Source organism: Psychrobacter sp. NPDC078409 (assembly GCF_050268505.1).
Lineage (GTDB): Bacteria > Pseudomonadota > Gammaproteobacteria > Pseudomonadales > Moraxellaceae > Psychrobacter.
The window spans coordinates 268869-289356 of the sequence record NZ_JBNNGW010000003.1 but is presented as its reverse complement, the minus strand read 5'-3'; the positions used below and the strand labels follow the sequence as shown (position 1 = coordinate 289356).

The 20488-nt window shown below is 44.5% G+C and carries 17 protein-coding genes; 5 read left to right on the top strand and 12 right to left on the bottom strand.

Going from position 1 to position 20488, the window contains the following annotated elements; genetic code table 11:
* Positions 1–118: 118 nt before the first annotated feature.
* The 11 genes from tdh to ACQKC9_RS07165 all read right to left on the bottom strand — a co-directional run bounded on the left by tdh (position 119) and on the right by ACQKC9_RS07165 (position 12455).
* On the bottom strand, positions 119–1144 hold the full coding sequence (tdh, locus tag ACQKC9_RS07215; RefSeq protein ID WP_191114598.1) for an L-threonine 3-dehydrogenase: 1026 nt from the start codon (positions 1142–1144) through the stop codon (positions 119–121).
* Between the two features lie 63 nt (positions 1145–1207).
* Positions 1208–2398 carry a glycine C-acetyltransferase gene (gene kbl / locus ACQKC9_RS07210; protein WP_427621160.1) on the bottom strand — a complete coding sequence of 397 codons (1191 nt, stop codon included), beginning with the start codon at positions 2396–2398 and terminating at the stop codon, positions 1208–1210.
* Positions 2399–2505: 107 nt separating this feature from the next.
* The gene (locus ACQKC9_RS07205; RefSeq protein ID WP_427621159.1) at positions 2506–2916 is read right to left on the bottom strand and encodes a hypothetical protein; all 411 of its coding nucleotides are present in this window, start codon (positions 2914–2916) and stop codon (positions 2506–2508) included.
* 6 nt (positions 2917–2922) lie between these two features.
* Positions 2923–3651, bottom strand: a complete 729-nt coding sequence (locus tag ACQKC9_RS07200; RefSeq protein WP_427621157.1) for a pyridoxine 5'-phosphate synthase — start codon at positions 3649–3651, stop codon at positions 2923–2925.
* 50 nt (positions 3652–3701) lie between these two features.
* On the bottom strand, positions 3702–4598 hold the full coding sequence (locus ACQKC9_RS07195; RefSeq protein WP_427621156.1) for an N-acetylmuramoyl-L-alanine amidase: 897 nt from the start codon (positions 4596–4598) through the stop codon (positions 3702–3704).
* 44 nt (positions 4599–4642) lie between these two features.
* Positions 4643–5998 (bottom strand): APC family permease, encoded by a 1356-nt coding sequence (locus ACQKC9_RS07190; protein WP_427621155.1) that lies wholly within the window; start codon positions 5996–5998, stop codon positions 4643–4645.
* 163 nt (positions 5999–6161) lie between these two features.
* The gene (locus tag ACQKC9_RS07185) at positions 6162–6833 is read right to left on the bottom strand and encodes an MOSC domain-containing protein (protein ID WP_427621420.1); all 672 of its coding nucleotides are present in this window, start codon (positions 6831–6833) and stop codon (positions 6162–6164) included.
* 361 nt (positions 6834–7194) lie between these two features.
* Positions 7195–7608, bottom strand: a complete 414-nt coding sequence (gene rsfS / locus ACQKC9_RS07180; protein WP_057758112.1) for a ribosome silencing factor — start codon at positions 7606–7608, stop codon at positions 7195–7197.
* A gap of 131 nt (positions 7609–7739) precedes the next feature.
* Positions 7740–8702, bottom strand: coding sequence for a nicotinate-nicotinamide nucleotide adenylyltransferase (locus tag ACQKC9_RS07175; RefSeq protein ID WP_427621153.1), 963 nt, complete (start codon positions 8700–8702; stop codon positions 7740–7742).
* A 219-nt stretch (positions 8703–8921) separates the two neighbouring features.
* Complete coding sequence (gene pta, locus ACQKC9_RS07170) at positions 8922–11069, bottom strand: phosphate acetyltransferase (RefSeq protein WP_101205111.1); 2148 nt, start codon at positions 11067–11069, stop codon at positions 8922–8924.
* Between the two features lie 153 nt (positions 11070–11222).
* The gene (locus ACQKC9_RS07165; RefSeq protein WP_427621152.1) at positions 11223–12455 is read right to left on the bottom strand and encodes an acetate/propionate family kinase; all 1233 of its coding nucleotides are present in this window, start codon (positions 12453–12455) and stop codon (positions 11223–11225) included.
* Positions 12456–13260: 805 nt separating this feature from the next.
* Between ACQKC9_RS07165 and lptM the strand changes: the two genes are divergently transcribed.
* From lptM to ACQKC9_RS07145, 4 genes are all read left to right on the top strand, one after another.
* Complete coding sequence (gene lptM / locus ACQKC9_RS07160) at positions 13261–13575, top strand: LPS translocon maturation chaperone LptM (RefSeq protein WP_427621151.1); 315 nt, start codon at positions 13261–13263, stop codon at positions 13573–13575.
* A 329-nt stretch (positions 13576–13904) separates the two neighbouring features.
* Positions 13905–15134 carry a diaminopimelate decarboxylase gene (lysA, locus tag ACQKC9_RS07155; RefSeq protein WP_427621419.1) on the top strand — a complete coding sequence of 410 codons (1230 nt, stop codon included), beginning with the start codon at positions 13905–13907 and terminating at the stop codon, positions 15132–15134.
* A gap of 329 nt (positions 15135–15463) precedes the next feature.
* Positions 15464–16351: a diaminopimelate epimerase gene (dapF, locus tag ACQKC9_RS07150; RefSeq protein ID WP_102094666.1), complete on the top strand. Its 888-nt coding sequence runs from the start codon at positions 15464–15466 to the stop codon at positions 16349–16351.
* A gap of 46 nt (positions 16352–16397) precedes the next feature.
* A complete protein-coding gene (locus ACQKC9_RS07145) occupies positions 16398–17420 on the top strand; it encodes a tyrosine recombinase XerC (RefSeq protein WP_427621150.1) in 1023 nt (340 codons plus the stop codon).
* A gap of 33 nt (positions 17421–17453) precedes the next feature.
* On the opposite strand, the gene ACQKC9_RS07140 is transcribed toward ACQKC9_RS07145, so the two are convergent.
* Positions 17454–18323: a nitrilase-related carbon-nitrogen hydrolase gene (locus ACQKC9_RS07140; RefSeq protein ID WP_427621149.1), complete on the bottom strand. Its 870-nt coding sequence runs from the start codon at positions 18321–18323 to the stop codon at positions 17454–17456.
* Between the two features lie 287 nt (positions 18324–18610).
* Here ACQKC9_RS07140 and rpoN point away from each other — a divergent pair, with 287 nt between their 5' ends.
* The gene (gene rpoN / locus ACQKC9_RS07135; protein ID WP_427621148.1) at positions 18611–20269 is read left to right on the top strand and encodes an RNA polymerase factor sigma-54; all 1659 of its coding nucleotides are present in this window, start codon (positions 18611–18613) and stop codon (positions 20267–20269) included.
* Positions 20270–20488: the final 219 nt, after the last annotated feature.

The window sequence follows — 20488 nt, the reverse complement described above, 5'->3', positions numbered from 1 at the left end:
CTCATAAATCTTATCACTTTCCATCACCCAAAAAAAACGGCACTGAAATCAGTACCGTTTTATAAGTCGTGACAATGTAAAAGCTAACTACGATTCCTCAAATGATGAATCGCCAAAATCAATCCCAGCTTAAAATCACTTTACCGCACTGCCCACTTTCCATGATATCAAAGCCTTCTTGAAAGTCATCAATGTGCATGCGATGGGTAATGATTGGTGTCAAATCAATACCGCTAATCAGCATTTGCTCCATCTGATACCACGTTTCCCACATCTCGCGGCCATAAATACCTTTTAGGGTTAACGCCTTGAAGATAATCTTGCTCCAATCTACCGTGGTGGTGTTAGGCAAAATACCCAAGAGCGCAATTTTAGAGCCGTTATACATGTTACTAATCATCGAGTCAAAGGCCTGAGGCGAACCTGACATCTCAAGCCCAATATCAAAGCCGTGCATTTTCAAGGTATCAATAGCGCCTTCGATGGTTTCACCCTTGGCTGGGTTGATGGTCATCGTCGCGCCCATTTTTTTGGCAAGCTCTAAGCGATAATCGCTGATATCGCTGACCACAATATTACGCGCCCCTGCGAAGCGGCAAATCGCCGTTGCCATCGAACCAATCAGACCTGCCCCCGTGATTAGCACATCTTCACCCAGTACAGGGAATGAAAGGGCAGTGTGAGTAGCATTGCCAAAGGGGTCCATAATGGCGGCCATCTCATCGCTGATACGCTCATCGAGTTTGATGACATTATCGGCAGGTATCACCAAATATTCGGCAAACGCGCCATCGCGGTCGACGCCCACGCCTATGGTGTTTTCACACACATGCAGCTTACCACGGCGGCAGTTGCGGCAATGCCCGCAAGCGATATGGCCTTCACCTGTGACGCGGTCACCTACTTCAAGATGCTTGACGCCATCGCCCATTTCACTAATGACACCGACGTATTCATGTCCGATAATCATCGGCGTCTTTATGGTTTTTTGTGACCATTCATCCCACTTATAAATGTGCAAATCTGTGCCACAGATGGCGGTTTTTTTAATTTTAATTTTAACGTCATTGATGCCGACCGTTGGTTCTGGCATGTCTTGCATCCAGATGCCTTTTTCGGCATGGGCTTTAACCAGTGCTTTCATACTTTTCTCTTATTTAGCTGTGTTGTACTTGATTATTGAATTTAGATAAGTTCTGAATGACGCTTAATCAATCACCTTCATTTGCTTGGCGACTTTGATAAAGGCGGCGATACACTGGTCGAGCTGCTCACGAGTATGAGCGGCAGAGAGCTGCACACGAATGCGAGCCTCATTCTTGGGTACGACAGGGTAGAAGAAGCCAATCACATAAATGCCTTCTTCAAGCAGTGCGTCTGCCATCTGTTGCGAGACATTGGCGTCATAGAGCATCACTGCACAGATTGCCGATTCGGTAGGCTTGATATCGAAGCCCGCGTCTTGCATTTGCTTCACAAAATAGGCGGTATTTTCATGCAATTGGTCTTGTAGGGTATTGTCTTGCGATAGCATTTCAAACGCTTTTACCCCAGCGGCAGCCACCATAGGAGGAATAGAATTTGAAAATAGATACGGGCGTGAGCGTTGACGCAGCATCTCAATCATTTCTTTTTTGCCCGTGGTAAAGCCGCCAATAGCACCGCCAAACGCCTTGCCTAAAGTACCAGTAATCAGCTCAATATCGCCACGTAGATCAAACAATTCAGTCACGCCGCCACCAGTGCGACCGACCACGCCTGCTGAATGTGACTCGTCAATCATGACCATAGCATCATATTTTTGTGCCAACGCATAGATCTCATCCATTGGCGCCACATTACCATCCATTGAAAACACACCATCGGTGACAATCAAACGAAAACGCTGTGCTTGCGCCGCTTGCAATTGCGTCTCTAAATCTTGCATATCCGCATTGGCGTAGCGATAACGCGCGGCTTTACACAGGCGTACACCATCGATGATCGAGGCATGATTTAACGAATCAGAAATAATGGCATCTTCGCTAGACAGCAGTGGCTCAAAGGCACCACCATTGGCATCAAAACAGGCCGCATAAAGAATGGTATCTTCGGTATTAAAAAACTTAGAGATCGCTGCTTCTAATTGCTTATGCAAATCTTGCGTACCACAAATAAAACGCACCGATGACATGCCATAACCTGAGTTTTCGATGGCTTGGATCGCCGCCTTTTTAATCTCAGGATGATCAGACAGTCCAAGATAATTATTGGCACAGAAGTTAAGCATCTCACGACCATCGGCAATTTTGATGAGCGCATCTTGCGGAGAGGTGATAACGCGCTCGTTTTTATACAGCCCTGCCTCGCGTATATCGCTGATTTCTTGTTGTAGGTGTTTTTTAAAGGCTTGATACATAAATATTCCTTTTTACTATTATTGGATTTTGTTTGATAACTTGATTATATATCTCATTGGGTCTCGTTCCTTGACACTAACCTATAGTTATTTTTCAATTTATATTTTTAATGAAACCAGTCACCGTTCCATAGCCTATCTACATCTTTGTTGCTTACTTTACGCACCATGTTAGATATTGCTCCATAAGCTTGTCCATGATCTAGTTTTGTGAGAAAGACATTTACTTTAGATTCATCAGCATGAAGAATTATATCTAAGTAATGTCGTTGTTCATCCTTGTCCAATACAGTTTCTTTAAGTTGAAAAGGTTGATGAAGTGCAGCCTTGAGTAGTACCGCACGATATTTATCACTTTCAATCACTTCAAAGTCTTGAGCATTTATATCTATAAGCACGCTATATTCTGCAAATCCACTTTCAACAGAAAGATCTAAAATATAAACTCCATTTTCTATTTTAGCTAGCATACGAAGATCATAAAAAATTATCTTCCTGTCCATATCAATTTCTTCCAAAGCTTTTTAACCACAAATCTCTAAATACTGACGCACGACATTATCCATGCCTTGCTCCAACGATTCAATCGTAAATGCATGACCAATCGACACTTCAGCGATATCACTAAGCGCGAGCAAATCAGCCAAATTATCCAAATTCAAATCATGACCCGCATTGACTCGGATACCATTTTGATTGGCTAGGGTGATGCAGTCGCTAAAGCGTTGCTTGACCTCATCGAACTGGTTGACTTTATAAGCGCGCGCCCATTCTTCGGTATACATCTCGATCGTCTGTACCTCACTCTCGATGACCGCTTTGATTTGTTCGATATCAGGGTCGATAAATACCGCACAGCGCGTACCGAACGCTTGCAGCTCTTTGCTTAACGTTGATAAAAAATCATGATGTGTGATGATGTCAAAGCCATGATCCGAGGTCAGCTGATCGTCACTGTCTGGCACGAGCGTACATTGATGCGGTTTTACTTCACGGATAATCTTTAAGAACTGCTCATTTGGATTGCCTTCGATATTGAACTCAATCTCTGGGTAGTCCTTTAAGAATGCACTGATATCATAGACATCTTGGTATCTGATATGACGCTCATCGGGTCTCGGGTGTACGGTAAAGCCTTTGACTCCTAGGTCAATCAGCTTCTTCACAAAGGTCAACAGGTTAGGGTAGTCAGTACCGCGAGAGTTACGGATTAAAGCCAATTTATTCAAATTTACGCTAAACAATGTGCTCATAGTACTTCCTTTCTCATTGTTGTTATGGATAGATTTTTGGTTATTAATGGCTAATAAAAATCGTTGGTATCAGCATACTTCTTATTCAATGCCTTTAAAATAGCATAAGTCTCTAAATCTATTTCGCCCGTTGGATTGAGGGGTCGAAAGTGCAGCTGAAACGCATAGACGACATCGCGACTGGCTTTGTCCCATTCATCGCTATTATTGATCTGATAGCCATAATCACGAAACTGCTGCTTCAGCTCAGGTATCGTGGCCGCTGCAAATGCGTCTGTATCCATAAAAGTAACCTTATCAGCATCATCATACCAAGCGCCGATGCCATATTGCTGATACAGCTGTTGCCAAGGGAACTTGGCACCGGGGTCTATTTTGCGCGAGGGTGCCATATCAGAATGACCAATGATATTCTTTGGTGAGATGCCATATCTCGCCGTGATATCTTGCACCAGCTCTGCGACCTTTTTAATCTGTAACTCATTAAAAGCGACATAATGGTCATAAGGATGATACGCCAGCTTGCCGTCTTTTAGGGCATTTTGATACTCAGGCGCAATCCCTGCATTGACGATTTCTATGCCGATAGAAGTATCGTTCAAAATGGTTCTACCTGCAAAACCGCCATCACCCGCATGCCAAGCTCGTTCATTTTCTGGTACTAAATTATAAATTTTATCATCGTTATTATCTAACACTAGATAGTGTGCGCTGACCTTGCCTGTGGTTAGTGTGTTGATAGATCGGTCATTGTCTGAAACCGTATAGTGCAGCACAATGGTTTTGATACGCTCGCTTTTGCCAGTGGCTTGATAGGCTTTACTATCCACGATGTAGCTCTTGGTGGTCGCGACTGGAGAGGTCGTAGTCACACAGCCAATTAGGGACAGTGTTAAGCACGATGTTAATACTGACGCCAATGCTAAAGAGGTAATACTTTTTGCCATAAATTGCTCTATATAGCTGGGAAGTTATGCGCTGATATTATGCGCTACGGTGCTACTTTTTGCACAGGCATTATTTTTCGATACCCTATCATGCCCAAGACGATAAAGAATCCTAGCAAGACATAAGCATTGAACGACAACGCCGCTGGCGAAAATGGTAGCAGCAATAGCGATATAAAGACCACACTGATTAATACAGAGAGATAATTTAGCAGACCTGCCTGTTTCTTTTTCCGCTCATTGATGAGGTCAGCGGTCGTGACATAAGCGAAGCCAACGGTGATGCCTAAGGACGCCATTGTCACGATATCGAGTAGATAGTTTCTACCCAGCCAAGGAGAGAGTAGGCACACCAAGCATATCAATATAACGGTTTTTTGCTTACTGAATTGGTTGTGTTTATCCGTAAATACGCTAGGCAATAATGACGTGTCGCCCATAGATTCTAAGAGCTTAACCGATGACAATATAAAGCCGTTGATACCGCTCATTATCGAGCCAATCATAGCGATCGACAGTAGCCAAATGCCAATGCTACCAATCCGATTGTCTATGCCTTCACCTGTTGCCCAGTGGCTGTCTTTGATCGCTTGATAGTCAAAGCTCATGTTTAGCGCGGTAAAGTAGTTGATTAAAAAGTAAAACAACACACCGGCGATGAGTGAAATTAGGATAATACTTTTGGTCTTGGTTTTTGAATCACTAATCGCTTTTGAAATCTGCGGTGTGGTCTCAAAACCGACGTACGCCCACGGCATAACGGCCAAGATAGGTAACCATGCCAGACTAGTGATAGAGCCGCTAGACATATCAGTTGGCAAAAATGCTTGGCTCGTTGGTGTCATCCAAAGCGAAGCAAAAAACAGCGCGGTGACTGATAGAATCATAAAGAGGGCGATATAGAGTTGGATTTTTGCGCCGACTCGTACGCCTTTTAGATTGATATAACTGAACAGAATAATAGCCGCGCTGCATAGGAAAACTTCACTGGCGTAGACTTCCCAACCAGCAATTGTATACAGATAACCTAATTGTAAGCCGCTAGGTAACAGATAGCGCAGTAGCAAAGCGACGGCTGATATATTGAGCGCGATAATAGAAATATAGCCTATCGTGACGCCCCAACCATAAATATAGGCATGCTTGCGATTGATGTATTTTTCAATCCAATAGATACCGCCTGACTCGTTCTCTGGCGTTTGAGTCAGCAAATTAATATAGGCACGCGCAACCATATAGATGGCTAAAGTACCGATAATAATAGCAACAGAAGAGCCTAATAGCTGTGACTGCGGTAAAAATAAATCGCCTGGCATGACATATGCACCCCAGCCGATAATCGCACCGACGCTAATCGCTATCGCTTGTAGGTAGCTGATACTTTCTGTCTTTTCACTCATGGAGTGCTCCTTCACGATCAAAGATGGAGAAAGAGAAGGAGAGGGTGTTTATTATGGAGCTGACATAGAACATGAAAAACCTTGTGACGCCATTACGCAGGGTACTGGCTATCTTTTATAAATAGAAAAGTCATATTAAAGGTTTTTGTTGAGTGTTACCTTTTCAATCCTGTTGGATTTTTTTAGCCAGAACCTTTTTCCAACTGTCCTCTAAACAATCAATCGCGAGCCACGGTTCAATCACATTGGCATCAAACTTTTCTTTTGAGTTTGCCAGTTGCCATAGCGTCTCTAATGTCGCAAACGGATAAGGGCGCTCAACCAAATACACGAGTAAATCAGCGTCTATAACGCCATCGCGTACAACTTGGAAATACCAACCAGAGATACCTTGCTTGCTGACCCATGCTGCGATATTTGGTACCTTGGTAAATTGGCCAATTTGGTCATTGATTTTGTAGCAAGGACGGCGTGGTTGGACGATACGTAGCTGAACGCTAGCACCATCATTACTAGTATCTTGACCGTTTTCAAAATGCCCACCGTATTGAAAAATATCACCAATGCAAACCGTAGATTCGGTCATTTCAGGCAAACCATCGACAGCTTCAGTCGTAAGGTTTTCTCCTAGCGTACCGACACGCACTTTCAGACCAAACTCGCCATTGATTTTTTCATACGTTGCAGGCGCTAGCTGATGCACGGCTTTTAATGGGCCACCATGATGTTTGCGATCGGCTTGCTCATCAGTGGCGAGGCCCATGAAGTTGACGGCGACAGGAGATTTGATAGGTGCTTTATCAATGGCGCTCATTTCTTCACGGGCGAATGGCATAGACTTACCAGCGCGAACACAAGTGAGGGTAGCGATATGTAGGGGCAAGTCTTGGTTAAAGTCTGTTAGGGTTTGCTCAGGCGATTTTGTTAAGGCTTGCTCAGGTGATGACGTGTTCGATTCTGCGCTCATAAGGTTTCCTAATAGGTAGAATGAATAGGCTAAGGAGGCTTAATTTTGGCGGTTTAACTTTAGTGGCTAATAAATACTAAATACGAAATGAGCTTATCTGTACTCAATGATGTATCTGATTATACTGGTTCATCACCATAAAACTTACATAAAAAAAGACCAGAATAAATATTCTGGTCTTTTTGGTAGAGCGTTTCTTAATTTTGAACGAATATCATCACTGATAAGCTTATTTGTTTTTGTTACGACGACCTGCAGTTTTCTTTTCGCGCGGCGTAGCAACTAGCTCAGCCAATTGCTCAGGTGATGACCATAGGCCTTCTAGGTCATAAAACTCACGTGCTTGCGGCGTCATCATGTGGACGACAACTGCGCCCAAATCAATCAACGTCCAGTCAGAGTCGATGCCGCCTTCACGGCCAAGTGGCATAAAACCAGCTTGCTTAGCTTCAGCGCCGACGCTATCAGCCATCGCACGTACATGACGCTTTGAGGTACCATCAGCGATGATGATGCGCTCTGTTACGTCAGTCAACTCTTCTACATTCATTACAGTGATGTTCTTTGCTTTCATATCATCTAGAGCGCTTTGTACTAGGGTCAAGCATTCTGTTAGGCGTTCTGCAGTCATGGTGTTGGTCATAAATTTTAATCTCTTGAATCGTAAATATGTAAAATAAAGGGGTAAAACGTCAATTTGTCTTATCCGACTGATCATATGTTGTCAGTCACGCATAGAGACAGGATAGGCAAAATGACATAGATAAGGCGATTTTAACGGAATTGAGCAGCAGAATATAGCTGATGGGCGATAATATATTGATAAACAGCAGGATTTAGCCATTTAGCTAATGGATTAGATTCAGTATTGCTAATGATATCATTTATTGATGCTATAGATGCGATTTGCCGTTGAGCGACTGGTATTTTATTTGTTTGATCATCCAATTTCTGTAGTTGTTCACGTATTTGCGTACTCGATACAGCAGTAATAGGTCGCGAATCTATATAAATGCGTCCTTGATTGGCGTTTTTCAAGTCAGGGCTTTTCAAGTCAGTGCTAGTCGGATCAGTGCTGTTTGAGTTTAAGCGATCTGTTGAGTACTGAGTAGGTGGAACTAATAGCTCGATAGGTGAATCTGTTATATGAGGCTGCAACGACAACGGCAATTGCGATTGTAAAGTAGCAATATCTTGGGTAGTCGCTGTATTATTTTCAGAAGATATAATACTGTCAGAAAATTTTTCGCTAATACCATCACTCACATCGGTACTGCTCTGACGATTAAACACCCATAGATTGACATGGTCAGTGAGACGTAAGCCATCTTTCCATTTATCTAAACTATGGGCGCTGTCCATACCCATAATAAATATCAAACTGTCATCAGGATATTGCTGTCTTAATGTGTGTATGCTGTCGATCGTATAGACAGGCGGCGCTTGCCATAGCTCCAGCTCATTGATCTGTATCGGTGTATTCTCTGTCGCTAGTTTTAGCATGTTTAAGCGATGGCTAGGGTCTGTACTTTGCGTCTTAAATGGCGAGCGTGCATTGGGTAATAAGGACACATGCAGTGTGCGCTGTAGCCGCGTTGCGATTGGTAGTAGGTGCTGATAGACAGACATTGCTACTTCTAAATGACCATTATGTACTGGATCGAACGAGCCGCCAAGATAGGCACGAATGGCAGGTGCAGGTGTTTTTTCTTGAGGGCTGTTGCTCGTATTTGGCATAAATAAATGTATAAGAGTAGATAGGGCGCACGTGGTCGTTGATTCACCTTACTCTTTCACTGGCTGACCTTTTTAGGGTAAATGACTTGATGATAGCGCTATTGTAGAGGGCAGACGAGCATCTGTCACCACTGTCTGTCACAGAGCACCAATAAAAAACCGACCATCATAATGATAGTCGGCGTTATATAGGAATTTAACGGGTAAGTCTTACAGCGATTAAATCAAATCGCTATACGCTTGGATAGCGGTTAACGCGATGGTATAGACGATATCGTCGACCAAGGCACCACGTGATAAATCATTCACGGGTTTATTCAAGCCCTGTAGCATAGGGCCGACACTGACGACGTTGGCACTACGCTGTACTGCTTTATATGTGGTGTTACCAGTGTTGAGGTCAGGGAAGATAAAGACGTTGGCTTGTCCAGCAACAGGTGAGTCAGGCGCTTTTTGCTTACCGACGCTCATGACCGATGCCGCATCATACTGTAGCGGGCCGTCGACTTTGAGGTCTGGTGCGCGCTCGCGAACGATTTGTGTGGCACGGGCGACTTTTTCGACATCCGCGCCTGCGCCTGATGAGCCAGTAGAGTAGCTGATCATCGCAACTTTTGGATCGATACCAAAGGCAGCAGCAGACTGTGCTGATTGAATGGCAATCTCTGCCAGCTCTTCAGCGTTAGGATCTGGGTTGATCGCACAGTCACCATAGACGACCACTTGCTCAGGCAACAGCATAAAGAACACTGATGACACGAGTGAGTATTGCGGTGCGGTCTTAATCAACTGGAATGCCGGACGTACTGTGTTGGCAGTGGTATGAATCGCACCTGAGACCAGACCATCGACTTCATCTAGTTGGAGCATGATAGTACCTAGATAGACCGTGTCTTTTAGATATTCAGCAGCAACTTCTGCAGTGGTTTTACCTTTACGGCGCTCTACGACAGCGGCGATATATTTGCTCATATCGAGGTTGTCAGGATCGATGATTTCTAACCCTTCAGGCAGCGTCAAATCACGGTTTTTAGCCACTTGCTCAACGTCACTACGCTTAGCAAGTAACACGCAGTTGGCGATACCACGACTTTGACAGATACAGGCTGCTTCGACCGTACGTGGTTCCGCGCCTTCTGGCAGCACAATACGTTTTTTGGCGTGTTGTGATTTTTTGACCAATTGATGGCGAAACGCTGATGGTGACAGACGGGGTTCATGATTGCGGCTGAAGTATTCTTTAATCCAGCTCAGATCCAAATGCGCCGCCACATAACGAGCGACTTCATCAGCACGTTCTGTATCATCACTTGGAATCTCAGAACTCATATGCATCAAGCTCTGTACTGTCTCGTAGCTGTCGCTTTCAACACTCATGACTGGTATGCCAGTTTTGAGGGCTGATTGCCAAAGCTCAGCAACTGTATCGCTTGGGGTGATACCACCTGTCAATACTAGACCAGCCAATGGAATTCCATTGATACAGGCCAACCCAGCAGCCAATAGCAAGTCATCACGGTCGCCAGGCACGACCATTAACGTACCACGTTTAAAGACTTCATTGACGCGTGCCACTGAGCGAGCGGTTAGGCTGATACGATTGATACGACGTGTCTTTGCTTCACCAACATTTAACCAAGTCGCATCAAGCTCCGTTGCGATATCCCACGTGCGGGGCACAGACAACGAGTCACTAAAAGGTACCACTCCGATAAGGCGGAACACTTCGGTATTGAACGAAGGCGATAGACGCTGAACCTCTTGTAGGAAGTTTGGATCTAAGCTGACAACGGCCTCACCCGGCGCGACAGGTTGATTGTCAAAGGTGTTCGGCACGTCTTGTACCCGCATCAATATCACACCCAATGTACGTGAATCGATGACACCGCCAAACTCACGGGCATGGACATCCAGTTTATCCGCTAAATAAGCAGGCTTACTGATGTCAGCGGTACTGACAAATATAATCTTGGCATCGAGCGCGTGGGCAAGTGCACGGTTGATTTGTGAAGCATAAGAGGTCTCAGTGGTTGGCACCAGACCTTCACAGATAATCACGTCATGACCATCATCGATCGTATGAAAATTGGCAATCACTTCTTCCATCAAGTCATCAAGATTGTCATCGCCTAGCATACGTTCAACGTGTTGACGGCTGATAGAGTCAGGCGGATTTAGGCCAAATGCGTGCATGGTCAATGCGCTTGAGCTGTCTAAGCTGTGCTGTTTGTCTAGCGTATCATCTTGCAAAAACGGCTTCATAAAGCCCGCTTTGATACCGTTATAATCAAAGGCACGGATTAGCCCTAGCGCGGCTGATGTTACACCGATACCGCGACTAATGGGAACAAGTAAAATGGTTTGCATAATGTGTCCTACAATTTATTTTATTTTAGACGTCGAGTCATTTTGAGCAGCATAAGAGATGCAGTATAAAAACACCAAGCGCTTTATCTTATTCGTTCTCGGCTTTTTATAAGCGTCTAGAACGATAAGCGCTAGGCATTATAATCAATCGTCTTATACTAAGTTCAATGCTTGACGAGTCTCTTGAGCGATGCGGTATTCTTCATCTGTAGGAATAACCCACAGCTCGACACTGCTACCTTCTGCTTGGAAGCTGCCTTCTTGGCCACCGTACAATCCAGCGTTCTTTTCAGCATCCATTTTGATACCGAAATGACGCATGACGGCTAAAATACTTGCGCGCGTGGTGACAGAGTTTTCGCCGATACCACCAGTGAATACAATACCGGTAAATTCAGGCAGTGCACAGCTTAAGCTGGCGAGGTATTTACCAGCGCGGTAGCAAAACATCTCGATGGCGAGCTGCGCATCTTTATGGCCTTCGCTCGCGGCTTGCTCAATAGTACGCAAATCATTCGATAGACCAGAAATACCAAGCAGACCGCTTTCACTATTTAGCATCTTATCCGTTTCTTCTAGACTAATACCGAGCTGACGTTTCAGATGCATATGTAAGCTTGGGTCGACATCGCCGCTACGTGTGCCCATCATCAGTCCCTCAAGCGGGGTCAAACCCATGCTGGTATCGAGACTTTTGCCATCATATACGGCAGTTGCTGAGCAACCATTGCCTAGATGTGCGGTTATCCAGCCATGAGGACCTTTTGCTTCAGTGATTTGGCTAGCACGTTCTGAGACGTATGCATGAGATGTACCATGGAAGCCATAACGACGGATTTTATGCTCTTCGTATAGATATTTTGGCAACGCATAGCGAAAGGCGACGGGTGGCATGGTTTGGTGAAAGGCGGTATCAAATACCACAACTTGTGGAATGTCAGGATAAATAGCTTGAACCGCTTCAATACCCAAAGCATTTGCAGGGTTATGTAGTGGAGCCAATATCTTTAGACGTTTCACTTCCTCTAACGCATGCTGATCAACGCGAACGGCTTGAGAGTATTCACGGCCGCCATGTACCACGCGGTGCCCGACTGCGATGAAATGATATTGCTCTAGTAGCTCTAGGATTTTTTGTAAGGCGAGTTTGTGACTACCACCAGGAATAGAGATCTCTAACTTATCGCCATTTAGCGTGGTGTGTTTGATACGGGCTGTATCGAGACCTAAGTTTTCGGCAAGACCGGTGATACGAGTAGAGTTGTCATCGCTGATCAACGCGTATTTGATAGAAGACGAACCGCAGTTGAGGACTAAAGTGGGGCTAGTTAGGGTTGATGATTCACTGTTCTTATCATCAAAAGTGGTGCTTAGGTTGGCGCTCATACTCTATCCTTAGATTGGTTTTTATAAAGGGCAAATCAATTATATCGTTCGTTCGATACAAAAAAGACGTCTATTGCCACGTCCTGTTTTATTATCATCAAATGCTACATCGCTAATATCTCAAGTGCTGTAGTAAAGGTCACTGAGACATGATGTCATCATTATATGGAATTGATGAAGTTGATAACCGTCAAGTAAATAAAAATCAGCCATATCTATGCTGATCATATCAAGCAAGCATATTGGCGATTTTATTTATACTTGGGCTACTATTTCTGACAGTGCTATGCATCCATGCTTATGAGGTAATGCGTCTGCATCTCAGGCTAGCATCCTATTGCCACCGCAAACTGGGAATATAATGTAACACATTTTTGTTTCTACACCACGACAGGGGCAAGGTTTAAAATGTGCGATTAATAAATGGCTAAATACAGAATAAATCAATTATATTCAGTGAGTTATAGAACTATAAATGGATAACTTGTATGGACGGTAGGGCAGTGCTATTGCTCATAAAATTGTAAGAAATATTGTCGAGATACCCATATGTCATACATTCATATTTAAGCTCGCAGACGATATTACTATAAAAATTCGACTAATGTTCTAGAAAATATCCAACATCACGCAAATTTATTCACCAATCATATTCAGTATCCGTACAGCTTTATGTAATAATGCTATGATGAAAATGGTCATAACGACAGTGCTTTAACTGCTAGTTTGACTGTCCATTTATTTTTTATTTATCACGATTTACTATCGCCATTATGCCGTCGTAAGCTCACAGGTTATCTATTATATGTCTACTATACACAGCCCCTCAGCAGCCAAGCATGCTAGCTCGTTCGCTCGTACCAGTCGTCAGGCTGTTGCCACTTTATTTATTGGCAGTGTGGTTATGCTAGGATTGTCAGGCTGCGGACAAAAAGGCGATCTATATTTGGCAGACTCTAGTAGTCAAACGATAGAGGGCAGTGCGTCTGTACTGGATAGTACTAGCCATCCACAAGATGCAGCCTTTGCGGGTATCGACGATGATAACTATCAAAGAAACCGCTACCTAGAAGAGCAAATGGTGCTACCTGAGCCTAGTACTGACCCCAACGACTATTAATTGCTAAGCTATTAATCACTAGGCTAATAGTTGTTAAGCTGAGCCAATGGATAGCGGTTAGGTGCTTTTTAATTAACAGTTTAACTAACTGTCGATTTTCTTGCTACTGGATTGGCTACATAGCTTTGCTACCTAAATTTAATTTTCACCCTTGATAATCTGATTATATTAGAGATGTTTATATGAGTCATTCTGAACTACCTGCTGACTTAACCGATTCTACTACTGGCGAATCCGTTACTATCCAAACTGAGCAAGGGCTATATGTTGACCCGAAAGCGTTGAGTGCTCACTTGCCAGCGCTAAGTTATCGCGGCGATGCACTGTATATGGAGCAGGTCAGTATCGATGAGTTGGCAAAACAATATGGCACCCCTTGCTACGTGTATTCAAAGCAAGCAATATTGGACGTTTATCAAGCTTATACTGATAGCTTCGCCAGTCTGAATCATCAAGTATGCTATGCCGTAAAAGCAAACTCTAACCTTGCCGTGCTTGGTGTCTTGGCACAGGCAGGCGCTGGGTTTGATATTGTCTCTCGCGGTGAGTTGATGCGTGTGTTAGCGGCAGGTGGCGCAGCATCACGTGTCGTATTCTCAGGTGTGGGCAAAACGTACAGTGATATCGAATATGCGCTGACTCAAGGTATCGGCTGTTTTAACGTTGAATCTATCAGCGAGCTGACTTTAATCAATGATGTGGCAAAGTCACTTGATAAGCCTGCGCCAATCTCGTTGCGCGTCAACCCTAACGTCGATGCCAAAACCCATCCATATATCTCAACAGGTCTCAAAGACAACAAGTTCGGTATCACTCACGAAGACGCATTAGCGGTCTATCAGCAAGCGGCCGATTTATCACATATCGACATCGTTGGTATTGACTGTCATATTGGCTCGCAATTGACTGAAGTAGAGCCGTTTGTTGCAGCATTAGATAAAGTTATTGAGCTGATACATAGCCTGCGTGACGCAGGTATTGCGTTACAGCATATCGATTTGGGCGGCGGTTTGGGTGTGCGCTATATTGATGAGACGCCTGTATCTATCGATGAGTTTGCTCAAGCCTTATTGCCAAAACTTAGCGGGCTTGGTTTGACTGTGTTCTTTGAGCCAGGTCGAAGTATCGTTGCTAATGCTGGCGTGCTATTGACTCAAGTTGACGTACTCAAGCCGACTGAGCACAAGAACTTTGCCATCGTCGATGCGGCTATGAATGACTTGATTCGCCCTGCGTTATATCAAGCTGAAATGGCTGTTATTCCAAGCACATTACCTAGCGACGGTATCAGTACGGATGGTACGCAGCCGTGGGATATCGTTGGCGCAATTTGTGAGACGGGTGATTTCTTGGCAAAAGACCGCCTACTATCATTGGCTACAGGCGATGTACTTACCATTACAGGTGCAGGTGCTTACGGCTTTACCATGAGCAGTAACTATAACTCACGCCCGCGTGCTAGCGAAGTGATGGTGGCAGGTGAGCATCATCAGCTTATTCGCAAGCGCGAAACGATTGAAGCATTATATGCAGATGAAACATTGTGGCAGGCGCAGTAAGGCGATTAAAGACGAGCCAAAACTATCGCCGTATTTGATGGTTGAAGAGAACCCATTGTGATAATGACAATGGGTTTTTTTATGACTGGATTTTGAGGAAAGCGTTTTTTAATTAAAGCTGATTCTTAATTGAAGGCATGCCTTTAGTTGAAGGCAACATCATTCACAAAAATTAGAGTAGCAAGGAAAACGAGTGCAAGTACTACTCACTGTAGACTAAACAAGTTTGACACCGCTAATCGTATTTTTTGGGATTGGTATTATTATGATTGTATCTGACAGCGTGCTAAGATAAGCCATACATAAAAATAGGATAGGACATCAAAGATATGCTAATAGAGTTTACTAAAATGCATGGGTTGGGTAATGATTTCATGGTCATTGATTTAGTGACCCAGCGCTTAGATTTGACCAAGGATTTGGTGCAGTTATTGGGCGATCGCCATCTAGGTATTGGTTTTGATCAGCTGCTCGTAGTCGAGCCACCCATGCGCCCTGACGTCGATTTCAGTTATCGTATCTTTAATACTGATGGCACCGAAGTCGAACAGTGCGGCAATGGCGCGCGTTGTTTCGCGCGTTTTGTGCAAGCACGTAAACTGTCATTTAAGCAGCGTCTACGCGTTGAGACGGCGAGTGGCATTATTTCCCTGACTACTGATCGTTACGGTTGGGTAGATGTTGATATGGGCAAGCCTAAATTTGAGCCAGATGAGATTCCATTTAGCCCAAGAGCGACGACCAAAATTCAAAACACCTATCATCTTGATGTAAATGGTACGCCGGTACAGCTGTACGTTGCCAATATGGGTAACCCGCACGCTGTGATAAAAGTCGATGACGTACTTGATGCTGAGGTTGAGACTTTAGGCAAAGCAATTGAGTCGCATCCTGCCTTCCCAGAGCGCGTCAATGTGGGCTTTATGCAAGTGATGAATCAGCGCCATATTCGTCTACGTGTGTACGAGCGCGGAGTGGGTGAGACGCAAGCTTGTGGTACAGGCGCGTGTGCAGCAGTAGCCGTTGGTATACGTGAGGGTTGGCTCGATGAGGGTGAGGAAGTTCGCGCACAGCTATATGGTGGCAGCATGATTATCAAGTGGCAGCCAGGTTATTCAGTTACGATGACGGGTCCGACCGCTTTCGTCTATGAAGGCGTATTTAGTCCAGATGGCCTGATGGCACAAGCGGGTCTTAAACCCAATGCTGAAGGCTGATAACTGTTGTTAGGCCAATCGTATAAATACCAAGGATGGTTCTAATATGGTTATGTCTACCAATAAAGACACTCAGGCGGCTAGCTTAGCACCTTGGCTATCTACTGAACTTGCTGCCAGTATAGAGTCAGACGCTGCATTACGAGAGCTACTCGCACCTGTGCATCGTTGGCTCAATACGTTGTCTGTGCGCAACCATTCGCCGCATACTCTGACCGCTTATTTTGCTGGTTTGAATCAACTGGCGTTATTTTTACGTGGTAAGCGTCTAACGTGGACACGCTGTGATAAACGGCAACTGGCCCAGCATATTAGTCAACGTCTCGATGAAGATAAGTTGGCACTTGCCAGTATCCAGCAAGAGCTGTCTGCGATTCGGCATTTCTATGGCTGGATGATTGAAGAAGAGCTAGCACGTATCAACCCAACCACTGGCTATCAGCTGAAGCGTAGTCCTAGACCGCTGCCTTCTATCGCTGATGTCGATTTACTAACTCAGCTACTCGATCAAGAGATGCCTGATACGCCAGAGCAAGCGCGCTTATGGTTACGTGACAAGGCCATGTTTGAACTGCTCTATAGTAGTGGCTTGCGTGTTGGCGAATTGGTTGCACTCGATATGACAGATGTAGACCTGTCTGAGTTACGGGTACGAGTCACGGGTAAGGGTAATAAAACACGCCTAGTGCCATTAGGGATAAAGGCTGCAGAAGCGATTAGTCGTTACCTGCCGCATCGTAACCTATGGGTAGAGCAGATGGATAACGCACTATTCATCAGTGAAAAGCTCGGCACCAGATTATCAACACGGGCAGTGCAACAGCGCTTAAAAGTTGCTGCTACTCGCGCGGGTATTGCCCAAAACATGTATCCACATCTACTGCGTCATTGTTTTGCATCACATATGCTGTCAGGCAGTGGTGACTTGCGCGCCGTACAAGAGATGCTCGGGCATAGTGATATTAGCACCACGCAAATTTATACTCACGTTGATTTTGCAAAATTAACGCAAGTTTATGACCGCGCCCATCCACGAGCAACTCATGCTCAAAATGAAGACTCGCCCTAGCAATTAAGCACGAAATCCACTGAATTTCACAATTTACGCCAAACGATGGCAGTCAAAAATAGGCAGTTTTTGGCGGCCTTGCTCTTGCGCTTGTTTATCTAATGACGCCATGACGATGGCATATTGTTTATCCAACTCGCTATCGTCATAGCTTGCGATAACACTACTATCAAACGCTGTAATGGCTGTATGTCCCCATGTCTGACGGGTACTACCATCTTTATAAAGATGATCACCACCTTGTGCTGCGCCAATGACCATACATTGACTATCTAGAGCACGAGCACGTAACAACAACGACCAGTGCGATTGTCCAGTCAAGTAAGTAAAGGCAGAAGGTGCACTCAATAGTTCAGCACCTGTTTGTCGCAGACGCTGAGCCAATGCTGGGAAGCGCAAATCAAAACATACCATCATACCGAGTTGATAGACTGTATTGCCTACTGCTAGTGGCGCAATTACGGTCTGCGTACCCGGCTCAAAGGTCGCCGCTTCGTTATAGCTGCCATGCTTATCGGCCACAGTTGCGGTAAACAGATGAATCTTGTCGTAGCGTGCGACGCGGGTGCCATCTGGTGCAAACAGTTGGCTCACTTGGCGCAATCTACCATCAGGAACGACAGTACCATCAGGGCGATAATGGCAGGGTAAAGAGCCTGCTAGTACATGGATACCAGCGGTGCGGGCGTAATCTGCTATCGTCGCTGATAAGTCATCAAAACGCTCAGCAGTAGCAGGTTGCTGTCCCATACTACAGCAGTTCTCAGGCAATACAACGAGCTCAGCACCTTGAGCTTGTGCGTCTGTGATAGCGGCTTTGATATCTGCTAGATTATCCTCAACATTCTGCTGACTGTTCATTTGAATAGCAGCGACGTTAAGTTGATGGTTACTTGAATTCATGACAATATTCCTATTGGGTGTGAGCTGTATTGGTCATTTGCCGCAATTTATTTATTATAATATTCTCGCGGTAATGAGCAGACTACTCGTATTTATGGATTGCTCATCCTTGCCGAGACGATAGTCTACTATCGATAGCAAACCAAACGTATCCGGACAAAACATAAATTATCATAGCAAAATTGTGGCAAAAAATGCTATCGTCATGTCCTGATAAGATTTATGTCGTTACCTTTACTGACAGAACAAACACAATATCACTAAGATCGGAGTGCAATAAGCCGCCCATGAGTATGTCGTTCGGATTGGCGACCACGCTGAGCAACTCACAAAAGCTAACCCCGCAAATGCAGCAAGCCATAAAATTGCTGCAGCTCTCTAGTCTTGAGCTCGCACAAGAGGTTCAGGCAAAACTAGATAGTAATCCATTACTTGAACGTATCGAAAACGATGACGAATACGACAGTGGTGACGATGAAATAGAGGAGTGGAGCGAGCCGTTGACGCTTGATAGCTGGAATCAAAGTAGCAGTGACTCATTCGACTCAGTACCTACTAGCGGTACAGAGTACAGTGGCGATAGTAGTGATAGCTTCAGTGATAGTTTGGATAAGCTTCAACAGCCTAATATCGATGATAGTGCAATAGATGTGGATAGCTATAGCAGTTCTGATGCCGATAGCTTTGATATAGGTAGCTTTGACACGGGTAACTATACTTCTACCGCAACAGGCTCTGGCAATAGTAGGGGTGATGAAGATTTCGATAGTTATCAAGGCGGTACATCGTCTACCATTCAAGATCATGTGCGCTGGCAGCTGAACTTTAAGCGTCTATCAGAGGCTGATACGCTGATTGCAGAGTATTTAATAGACTCCATGGATGACATGGGCTTTATTCGAATTGATGTAGATGAGCTACTGCAGAGCTTTGATACGATGGCAAGTTTCTATCAATGGGATGAGCGCGTTGAGAAAGAAGAAGTCTTGACGGTATTACGTATTATCCAGTCCTGTGATCCCATTGGCGTAGGGGCGCGTCATTTAAGCGAGTGCTTATCGATTCAGCTATCAAAACTAGATGCCCACACCGAATATCTACAAGAAGCCCAAGCGTTGCTATCAGCGAGCGAGCATTTAGTCAGTAATAACATTAAAGCACTGACTGAACGCACAGGGCTTGCACCAGAATATATTACACCCGCGCTTACGCTACTACGTACCTTAAACGCTTCGCCAGGGCTGCTGTTTCAGTCTAGCCAGCCTGACTATGCCCAGCCGCCTGAGAGCTACGATATTCCAGATGTGTTGGTCACACCTGTTAGGAATAATAAGACGACAGGTAATTCTGAAGTAGAAGAGGATGGCTGGTATGTGCGTCTCAATCCAGATACCTTACCAAAACTACGCGTAAACCAAGAATATGCCAACTTAGTCAAGCGTGGCGATGATAGTCCTGACAATCAATATCTGCGCGAAAATCTTACCGATGCTCGACTGTTTATTCGTAGTATTGAAGAGCGTAATCAAAATCTACTAAAAGTAGCGACCAGCATTGTACGCTATCAACAAGAGTTCCTGCAGCATGGTGCAACCGCCATGCAACCTTTAATATTAAAGGCAATTGCTGAAGAAGTTGACTTGCATGAGTCTACAGTCTCACGCCTTACCACCAGTAAAACCATCTTGACGCCGCAAGGGTTGTTTTCTTTGAAACACTTCTTCTCATCTCACGTGAGTAGCGCTGATGGAGATATCTCATCGACCGCTATCAGTGCCATGATTAAAAAGCTCATCGCTGACGAAAATCCCAAAAAACCATTATCAGACAGTCGTATCAAAGATGAGCTGTTAGCAGATGGTATCGATATAGCCAGAAGAACCGTCGCCAAATATCGTGAAGCAATGAATATTGGCTCGTCTACTCAGCGCAAACAGAAATACTAATTATCTAAGCTTATCTTTATATAAGGTTAATGGCTACCTGTCTGTACAGTATAAACCAGATATAAAAAATAAAATTTTTTGATTATATAGAAACCAAATAGAAATAATAGGTATTGTTACACTTAATTACAATTTAACGGCTTGCTACTGAGCGATTTTCATGACAAATTAGAGTCATACCAACAACGAAAACCAAGTGCCGATTTATAGTATTTATTT